10 protein-coding genes are annotated in these 8,676 nt (G+C 72.8%); 4 read left to right on the forward strand and 6 right to left on the reverse strand.

Annotated features, from left to right (window positions below; all coding sequences use genetic code 11):
- Window positions 1-195 precede the first annotated feature (195 nt).
- Together Q7T52_RS09285 and Q7T52_RS09290 are read right to left on the reverse strand one after the other, a co-directional pair.
- Window positions 196-1,518: an HNH endonuclease signature motif containing protein gene (locus Q7T52_RS09285; RefSeq protein ID WP_304801713.1), complete on the reverse strand. Its 1,323-nt coding sequence runs from the start codon at window positions 1,516-1,518 to the stop codon at window positions 196-198.
- A gap of 125 nt (window positions 1,519-1,643) precedes the next feature.
- A complete protein-coding gene (locus Q7T52_RS09290) occupies window positions 1,644-1,994 on the reverse strand; it encodes a hypothetical protein (protein ID WP_304801715.1) in 351 nt (116 codons plus the stop codon).
- 64 nt (window positions 1,995-2,058) lie between these two features.
- On the opposite strand from Q7T52_RS09290, the gene Q7T52_RS09295 reads away from it, so the two are divergent.
- Window positions 2,059-3,045 carry a GNAT family N-acetyltransferase gene (locus tag Q7T52_RS09295; protein WP_304801716.1) on the forward strand — a complete coding sequence of 329 codons (987 nt, stop codon included), beginning with the start codon at window positions 2,059-2,061 and terminating at the stop codon, window positions 3,043-3,045.
- 65 nt (window positions 3,046-3,110) lie between these two features.
- Here Q7T52_RS09295 and Q7T52_RS09300 read toward each other — a convergent pair whose 3' ends face one another.
- From Q7T52_RS09300 to Q7T52_RS09315, 4 genes are read right to left on the reverse strand one after another with little or no spacing between them, the layout of a single operon-like run.
- Entirely contained in the window at window positions 3,111-4,193 is a 1,083-nt protein-coding gene (locus tag Q7T52_RS09300; protein WP_304801718.1) for a nitronate monooxygenase family protein, read from the reverse strand.
- Window positions 4,190-4,948 (reverse strand): CoA-transferase subunit beta, encoded by a 759-nt coding sequence (locus Q7T52_RS09305; RefSeq protein WP_304801721.1) that lies wholly within the window; start codon window positions 4,946-4,948, stop codon window positions 4,190-4,192. The genes Q7T52_RS09300 and Q7T52_RS09305 overlap by 4 nt, the downstream gene beginning before the upstream one ends.
- Window positions 4,945-5,838 carry a CoA transferase subunit A gene (locus tag Q7T52_RS09310; protein WP_304801723.1) on the reverse strand — a complete coding sequence of 298 codons (894 nt, stop codon included), beginning with the start codon at window positions 5,836-5,838 and terminating at the stop codon, window positions 4,945-4,947. Before Q7T52_RS09310 ends, Q7T52_RS09305 begins: the two co-directional genes overlap by 4 nt.
- On the reverse strand, window positions 5,835-6,599 hold the full coding sequence (locus Q7T52_RS09315; protein ID WP_304801726.1) for an enoyl-CoA hydratase family protein: 765 nt from the start codon (window positions 6,597-6,599) through the stop codon (window positions 5,835-5,837). Before Q7T52_RS09315 ends, Q7T52_RS09310 begins: the two co-directional genes overlap by 4 nt.
- 58 nt (window positions 6,600-6,657) lie before the next feature.
- Here Q7T52_RS09315 and Q7T52_RS09320 point away from each other — a divergent pair, with 58 nt between their 5' ends.
- From Q7T52_RS09320 to Q7T52_RS09330, 3 genes are all read left to right on the forward strand, one after another.
- Entirely contained in the window at window positions 6,658-7,407 is a 750-nt protein-coding gene (locus Q7T52_RS09320; protein WP_304801728.1) for an SDR family oxidoreductase, read from the forward strand.
- A 29-nt stretch (window positions 7,408-7,436) separates the two neighbouring features.
- On the forward strand, window positions 7,437-8,324 hold the full coding sequence (locus Q7T52_RS09325) for an SDR family oxidoreductase (RefSeq protein ID WP_304801730.1): 888 nt from the start codon (window positions 7,437-7,439) through the stop codon (window positions 8,322-8,324).
- Between the two features lie 40 nt (window positions 8,325-8,364).
- Window positions 8,365-8,676: hypothetical protein (locus Q7T52_RS09330; RefSeq protein ID WP_304801732.1), on the forward strand; the 312-nt coding region annotated here is incomplete at its 3' end.

An 8,676-nucleotide genomic window follows, 5' to 3' on the forward strand; every position in this document is an offset into this window, starting at 1 on the left:
CGCCCCGCCGACCTGCCGGCCGAGCTGGGCGCCGAGCTGCGCGCGTGGTTCGCGCCGGAGTACGCCGTGCTCGACCAGCTCGGCGACGACGGGCAGTGGGCACCGCCGCCGGGCTACCGGCCCCCCGGGCTCGACGATTAGCCCGACGACTGGCCCGACGACTGGCCCAACGACCGGTCCGACGACCGGGTCGCATCAGGCGGCTCGGCCGTCGCTCCCACCCGGGTCGCCCGGGTCGCCCGGGTCGCCGGGGCCACCGGGGAGCGGCGGCGCCCACGAGACGTAGACGTGCCCCGTGGGCGTGGTGGTCTCGGTGCCGTGCACCGGCCCGGGCCGTGGTCGTGACGACCACCCCAGGGCCTCCTTGGCGTAGTTGCAGCGCTCGCACAGCCCCTGGAGGTCGTCGGCGACCGTGTGGCCGGTCTCGCGGTGTGGCCGGACGTGGTCGACGTGGCGCACGGGGGCGCCGCACCACGGGGTCCGGCAGAGCTGGTCGCGGTCGGTGACGAAGTCGGTCAGGCCCGGCGGCGCCTTGCGTCGACGCGAGTCGGCGGCGAGGAGCTGGTGGGTGCCCGGCGCGGTGTAGAGGCGCGTGATCCAGACCCCGGTCTTGCCGAGGGCGCGCTTGACCAACTGGCGTGCCCACGCGGCCGGGACGATGCCGTAGCCGTGCAGGAATGCGGGTTCGGAGTCACCGGCGAGAAGGGCGCGGTCGGTCATCACCAGGCGCAGGTCGACCGGAGGGGGCGCCTCGGCGCGGCGGCCGGTGACGAGCTCGACCATCGTGTCGGCCATGACCTGGCCGCGCCCGCGGTCGTCGTCGGGGTCCTGCTTGGCCCGGTCGGCCTCGCGGCTGAGGGCGGCATACATCGCGACGCCCTCCGCGACGGGCACCAGGGCGGTGAGGTAGGCCATCGTGTCGGGCGCCGGTCGGAGCGTCACCCGGCGGTCCTTGACCGCGAGAGCCTGCCGTTCGGCCACGCCGGCTGCGTCGAGGCGGGCAGCCAGCCGGTGGGCCTCGGCGACGAGCTGCTTGCGGCTGAGCCGGTCGGCCAGGTCGGTGCCGCAGATCTCCTCGTCGATGGTGGCGCGGTGCTCGACGGCGAGACACGCGGTCTCGCGAGCGAGCAAGGTGGCGGCGTACTCCGAGATCCGTCCCTCGCCGAGCGCCCGTGCGGTCTGGGGCATCTCGGTCGCCAGCACCCGGTTGAGGCCCAGGAACGTGGCGGCCACGCCGGGGCTGACACGCCGGGCGAGCGCGACGGCGGCGGCGATCCCCTCACCGATGCGGGACGCCGGACGGCCGGCGGCCCGTTGGGCGGCACGCTGCGACTCCTCGTAGTCGTGGGCAATACGGCCCTGAGCACCGGCCAGCGCGTTCTTGAGCCGTTCGAGCAGGGCGATCTGGTCGATCCGCTCCGCGTCCGTGGGCCCGACCTCGCCCGGCCCGGCGGGCAGGCCGATCTCGCCGGTGGCGTCGAGCCACCCGGCGAGGTCGGCCAGGGTCGGGGCGGTCATGGGCAGGACGCTAGGACGCGGCGGCGTCAGTCGTGCCGTCGTGCCCGAGCCCTGTGGACGACGTGCCGAACAGGGCTGCCTGTGGACGACTCGTGGTCGTTTCCACAGGCCGCGGGCCACAAGCCTCAGCCGAGGATGACGACCAGGCCGACGAACGTCGGCACGAAGCCGAGCAGCAGCCACGGGCTCACGAGGGCGCGCCGGTGGATCGCGAACGCCGCGGCGATCGCCACGACCCCGAACGCCCCGCCCAACAGGCAGAGTCCGACCTGCGCCACCCGCTCGGAGTCGTCGATGACCACCGCCGCGATCACGAGCCCGACCGAGAGGTGGAAGATCGTGGTGCCCACGAGGACCGACATGACGGTCCGCTGCACGCGCTCGAGCCGGGCGAGGTCGTCGGGGCTCGTCTGCTTGCGCGGCGCCGTGGGGTCGATCAGGTGCTTCGCACGCCTCGGTACCGGCTCTTGGGTCACTCCTGCAGCCTAGGGCCGGATAATCAGTAGCCCGGCTTCGTCGCATGCGTGATGCTCGTTGCTCGTGGACATCCGACGCTTCGACCCCGACGACGGCGACGCTGTCCGCGGGTGGGCCGCGGTACGCACGGCGTCCTCGGCGCACGACGCTCCCTGGGAGCACGAGCCGACCGAGCACTTCACGCTCGGTCAGCTCCGGCACGGCTGGGACGGCGAGCCGCAGGTCCCCTTCCTCGGCACCGTCGGCGGCGTGCCCGTCGCCGCCGGCGCCATCTCGACCAGCGAGCGCGACAACCTGCACGTCGCGTGGGTGTCGGTCGACGTGCTGCCCGACCGCCGGCGCCAGGGGCTGGGTACGACGATGCTGCGCCACCTCGAGGCCGAGGCCGCCCGGATGGGCCGGACGTCGGTCGGCATCTCCTGCTGGGACGTGGACGGTCTCGAGGCGTTCGGGCTCGCGCACGGCTACGAGCGGCGGGCGGTGGGCGTCAACCGACGCCAGTACATCGCCGAGATCGACGCCCGCGCCCTCGACGTCCTGCACGACGAGGCCGCCGCGGCGGCCGCCGACTACGAGCTCGTGCGCCGCCGCGACCGCACGCCCGACGACGAGCTCGAGGCGCTGGCGGTGATGGCGTCCGCGATCAACGACGCCCCCAAGGAGGGGCTCGACATCGAGGACGAGGTCTTCGACGCGGCTCGCATCCGGGCCTACGACGACGCCCAGGTGTCCCGGGGCTTCGCGCTGCACCGGCTCGTGGCGCGCCATCGCCGCACCGGCGAGCTCGCCGGCCAGACGGTGGTCGTGGTCGACCTGGAGCGTCCGCACCTCGCCGACCAGCACGACACCTCGGTCGTGGCTGCCCACCGCGGCCACCGGCTCGGGGCGCTCCTCAAGACCGGGATGCTGCAGTGGCTGCGCGAGGACCAGCCGCAGGTCGCCGAGATCGACACCTGGAACGCCGAGTCCAACGGCTTCATGATCGGCGTCAACGAGGCGCTGGGCTATCGCGTCATGGGGCGCGAGTTCGACCTGCAGCGCTCACTCTGACGGGCTGACGGCCCCCATCACCAGGTCGGACGTGTCGTCGTCCGTCATCTCGTGCCACCGAGCCGTCAGACGACGTACGACGCCCCGCGACGCAGCTCGTCCGCCGCCCGGACGACGATCCGGTCGATCAGCTCCTCGCAGGTCGGCAGGTCGTCGATGACCCCGACGACCTGGCCGGAGGCGAGGACGCCGGCGCCGGTGTCGCCGTCGACGAGGCCTGCCTTGAGCATGACCGGGGTGTTGGCGGCGAGCGCCATCTGGCCCAGGCTGCGGCCTTGGGTCTTCTTCATCGACCGGCCGTCCTGGGCGAGCTGGACCCAGCTCATCCCGGAGTCGCGCTTGAAGTCGAGCGTGCGTCGCATCGTCGGACCGAGCCGCCTCACCGCGCTGGTGCCCTCGAGCGACTCGACCAGGTCGGTGCGCAGCATCCGGTGCGGCATACCGTCGACCTTGGCGGTGACGACGGTGCCGGTGAGATCGTGGGAGAGGTAGAGCTCCTTGACGGCCTGGGGCACCGCGGAGTCCTGCGTGAGCAGGAAGCGGGTGCCCATGCCGACGCCGGCGGCGCCGTAGGACAAGGCAGCGGCGAGCCCGCGTCCGTCGAAGAAGCCGCCTGCGGCGATGACGGGGATGTCACTGTGCGCATTCTTCAGGGCGTCGAGGACGGTCGGGAGCAGCAGCGTCGTGGGGACGGCGCCGGTGTGGCCGCCGCCCTCGCCGCCCTGGACCATCACGGCGTCGGCGCCCCACGAGGCGACCTTGACGGCGTGCTTGGCCGCGCCGATGGACGGCATCACCACGACGCCGTGGTCCTTGAGCTTGGCGATGAGCTCCTTCTTGGGCGCCAGGGCGAACGACGCGACCCGCACGCCGTGCCTGATCAGCAGGTCGCAGCGGTCGCCCGCGTCGCCGGCGTCGGCGCGCAGGTTGACGCCGAAGGGCTGGTCGGTGCGGGCCTTGGTCTCGACGATCGCCTGCTCGAGCTCGGCGAAGGTCATCGTGGCCGAGGCGAGGATGCCGAGGCCGCCGGCGTTGGCCGTCCCGGAGACCAGGCGGGGCCCGGACACCCAACCCATGCCGGTCTGCACGACGGGGTGGCGCACACCGACCAGGTCGGTGAACGGCGTACGGATCAGCTGCTCGATCACGGCGCGGGAACCTCCTTGAAGCGGTAGCCCTTCGGGTCGAGCACCTCGCCGATGAGGACGAGCTCCTCCGTGGTCGGCCCGCGGGTCTCGGGGACCGCGGTGACATCGCCGAGGTCGAAGCCGGTCGCGTCCTGCACCTCGGCGACCGTGACCCCCGGGTGGACCGACAGCAGCCGCACCGTGCGGTCGGGGCCGTTGACGTCGAGGACGGCGAGGTTGGTGACGATCCGGTGGATGTCGTTGAAGCGCGACGCCGCCGGCCCGGCCTCGGCCGCCCGTTTGGGTCCGACGCCCGAGACGATGTCGACGGCCTCGACGAAGACGCGCGGCGAGTGCTTGGGCACCCAGTAGGACGTGCGGTTGTTGACCGTGTTGCCGGGCGCACCGCGCGATCCGAGCAGCTGGCGCTTGGGCTGGGCAAAGGACCCGATCGCCGAGATGTTCTGGTTGCCGTCGCGGTCGACCTGCGTGGCGCCCATCATCACGTGGCGCTTGCCGTGGGCGACCACGTCGAAGACCTTGCGGAACGGGATCCAGCCCTCGACCACGTCGGCCTGGGCGAAGATCGGGGGAGTGCCGCCCAGGAACAGCGACTCGCCGTCGCTGATCACCAGGTCGGGGTTGGACGTCAGCCGCGCCAGCCGGACGCCGAGCATCGGCATCGTGCCCATCGGGCTGGCGAAGATCTCGCCGTCGTCCTTGAACGTGTCGGCGACCGCGGCCGCGCACACGTCGGCTCGGGTGGTCTCGCTCATGCCTGCTCCTCGCTGAACGCCTGGACCGCCGCCTGGTAGGCCGCCTCGTCACCGGACAGGAAGCGCTCCTCGAACGCCGCCCAGTCCTCGTCGCTGCCGCCAGCCGCGGCGGCGTAGGCCCGCTGGAACTTCTCGTCGCGCGGGTAGTCGGGGCGGCAGTCGGTGAAGTGGGCGCCGTTCGGCGTCTCGACGACACCGGTGACGAGCATCCGGCTCAGCAGCAGCCGCTGGACCGGGGTGTCGACGGTCAGCCCGGCGGTGTCGACGACCTCCTCGACGCAGAGGTAGGTGCGCTCGGCGGCCATCGCGAAGAGGTCGTCGAAGTAGGGGTCGGGGCCGAGGTAGGTCGCGTTGCCGTGCTTGTCGGCGCGGTTGAGGTGCACCAGCGCCACGTCGAGGGTGAGGGCCGGCACCGCGACGAACGTCTCGCCCGGGCCGTCGGGGGTGGCGTACGGCGATGTCACCGTCTTGATCCAGGGGTTGTTGACCAGCACGTCGGAGCCGAGGCCGGCCCGCATCGGCAGGAACGGCAGCCGCTCGGAGGCGGCCTTGAGGCCGGTCTGGAACATGCCCTCGTCGAGCTCGACGACCTCCGGGATCGTGCCCGCCTGGCGGGCCCGCTGGAAGTTGGGCTCGAGGGGGACGGTGTCGAGCGAGACGAACGCATAGACGAGCCGCTTGATCTTGCCGGCCCGGGCGAGCAGACCGACGTCGGCGCCGCCCCAGCTGACGATGGTGAGGTCGGCGAGGTCGGAGCGCAGGATCGCGCGCACCAGGGCCATCGGCTTGCGCCGCGGTCCCCAGCCGCCGATGCCGATCGTCATGCCGTCCTCGAGGGAGGCGACGACCTCGTCGATGCTCATCCGCTTGTCGCGGGGGGCCTTGGTCACGACGTTCCCTTCCTGGACTTGTCGGTGCCCGCGAAGGTGTCGCGCAGCTCGTCGCTGACGCCCATGAGGTTGAGCTCCATCGTGAAGCCCTGCTCGTAGCGGTAGCTCTTGTTGACGTCGATCGGGTCGATGCCGTTGAGGCACTCCTTGGCGGCGCGGATGACCCGGGTGTCCTGGGCCGCGATGTCGGCCGCGACGCGCATCGCCGCGTCGTCGAGCTCGGTGCGCGGCACCACCTCCAGGACCGAGCCGAACTGGACCAGGTCGGCGGCCTGGATGGTGCGGGACGTGAAGTAGAGGGTGCGCATCAGGTGCTGCGGCACGAGCCGCGCCATGTGGGTCGCGGCGCCGAGGGCGCCCTGCTTGACCTCGGGCACGCCGAAGAACGCGTCGTCGCTCGCCACGACGCAGTCGGCGTTGCCGACCAGGCCGACGCCGCCGCCGAGGCAGAAGCCGTTGACCGCGGCGACGACGGGTACGGCGCACTCGTAGACCGCCTTGAACGCCGCGAAGCAGCCCCGGTTGGCGCCGAGGAGGGCGTCGAACCCGGTGGTGCTCTGCATCTCCTTGATGTCCACGCCCGCGTTGAACCCGCGCCCCTCGGCCCGGAGCACCACGACCTTGGTGTCGAGGTCGGCGGCGGCCTCGTCCATCGCGGCAGCGACGTCGTACCAACCCTGGACCGTGAGGGCGTTGACCGGCGGGTGCTCCATCGTGACGACGCGGATCCCGTCGTCGCGCAGCGTCGAGGTGATCGTCATCCGGGCTCCTGTCGCGCCTACCAAGCCAACCAAGCAAGTGCTTGGTAGGGTAGCAGCCATGTCCCTCGTCCTCGACCTGTCCGGACGCGTCGTCCTGGTCACGGGCGGCGCCAAGGGGATCGGTCGTGGCATCGCCGAGGCGTTCCTGGCCGCGGGCGCCACCGTCGTGACCTGCGCGCGGTCGGCGACGCCGACGGTCGACGGCGCCGAGCACCGGGTCTGCGACGTGCGCGACCCCGACGCCGTCCAGGCGCTGGTCGACGCCGTCGTCGCGACGCACGGCAGGCTCGACGTGCTGGTCAACAACGCCGGCGGCGCGCCGGCCACCGACGCCGCCACGGCATCGCCGCGCTTCCACGACAAGATCGTCGGCCTCAACCTGCTCAGCCCGCTCCTGGTCGCCCAGGCGGCCAACCGGGTGATGCAGCAGCAGGAGGGGGGCGGGTCCGTCGTCAACATCTCCTCGATCTCCGCCCACCGGCCCGCGCCGACCATCGCGGCGTACGCCGCCGCCAAGGCCGGGCTCGACTCGCTCACCTCCTCGCTGGCCATGGAGTGGGGTCCCGCCGTGCGCGTCAACGCGATCGACGTGGGCCTGTGCCACACCGAGCAGACCGACGACCACTACGGCGGCGACGAGCGCGTCGCCGCGATCGAGCGCACGATCCCGCTGGGCCGGATGGCGACCCCGCTGGAAGTAGGGCACGTCGCGGTGTTCCTGGCCAGCGACCTGGCGTCCTACGTCTCCGGCGCCAAGGTCGCCTGCGACGGCGGCGGCGAGCCCCCGGTCTTCCTGCACGTCCCCTGACCCATCCCTGACCACCCGAGGAGCACGCCTTGTCCGGACTCTTGGAAGGCCGCGTCGCCATCATCACCGGCGCCGGCCGCGGCATCGGCCGGGCCCACGCGCTCGAGCTCGCCTCGCACGGCGCGAAGGTCGTGGTCAACGACTACGGCGTCTCGCTGGCCGGCGAGGCTCAGTCGTCGGGGGAGTCGCCCGCCGACGAGGTCGTGGCGCTCATCCGCGAGGCCGGGGGCGAGGCGGTCGCCAACGGCGCCGACGTCGCGGACTTCGCCGATGCCGAGGCCATGGTCCGGCTGGCCATCGACACCTTCGGCGGGCTCGACGTGCTCGTCAACAACGCCGGGTTCGTGCGCGACCGGATGCTCGTCAACACGTCCGAGGAGGAGTGGGACGCGGTCGTCCGCGTCCACCTCAAGGGCCACTTCGCACCGCTCCGCCACGCCGGCGCCTACTGGCGCGCCGAGGCCAAGGAGGGCCGCCAGCGGTCCGCCCGGGTCATCAACACCTCGTCGGGCGCAGGCCTGCAGGGCTCGGTCGGGCAGGCGACCTACTCCGCCGCCAAGGCCGGCATCGCCGGGCTGACCCTCGTCGCCGCCCAAGAGATGGGGCGCTACGGCGTCACCGTCAACGCGATCGCGCCGGTCGCCCGCACCCGGATGACCGAGGGCGCCTTCGACACCTCGGCCATGGCCCTGCCCGAGGACAACTCCCCGGTCGTCGCCTGGCTCGCCTCGGTCGAGGCCGCCGACGTCACCGGGCGCGTCATCGAGATCGACGGCAGTACCATCACCGTCGAGAACGGCTGGGCCCACGGCCCCTCGCGCGACAACGGCGCCCGCTGGGACGCCGCCGCCGTCGGGCCCGCGCTGCGCGAGCTGCTCGGCGAGGCACCGATGCCGGAGCCGGTCTACGGCGCCTGAGCCGAGGTTTCCGCGGGACCGCCCCGGGAAGGGAGGCGTCGTGACCGACCCCGACCCGTGGCCCTCCCACGAGGACCCGTCGGAGCTGGTCCCCGAGCTGGCTCCCGACCCGGTCCTCGAGCCGCCCGCCCCCGTCGACGAGCGCGTCGCCCTCTGGGAGCTCCCGATCGTCTGGACCGTGGCCGTCTGGGTCGCGGTGACCGACGGGGTCAAGGCCCTCGGCCGGGCGCTGCTCCGGGGACTGCTCGCACCGGCACGCCTGCTCGGCCGCCTGGTCTCGGCGGCCGGGCGTGGCATCGCCGCGTCGGTGGCCGCGCTCGGCCGCCTGCTCCTCGCGCCGGCCCGGCTCGTC

The organism is Nocardioides sp. (assembly GCF_030655615.1).
In the GTDB taxonomy this organism is placed as follows: domain Bacteria; phylum Actinomycetota; class Actinomycetes; order Propionibacteriales; family Nocardioidaceae; genus Nocardioides.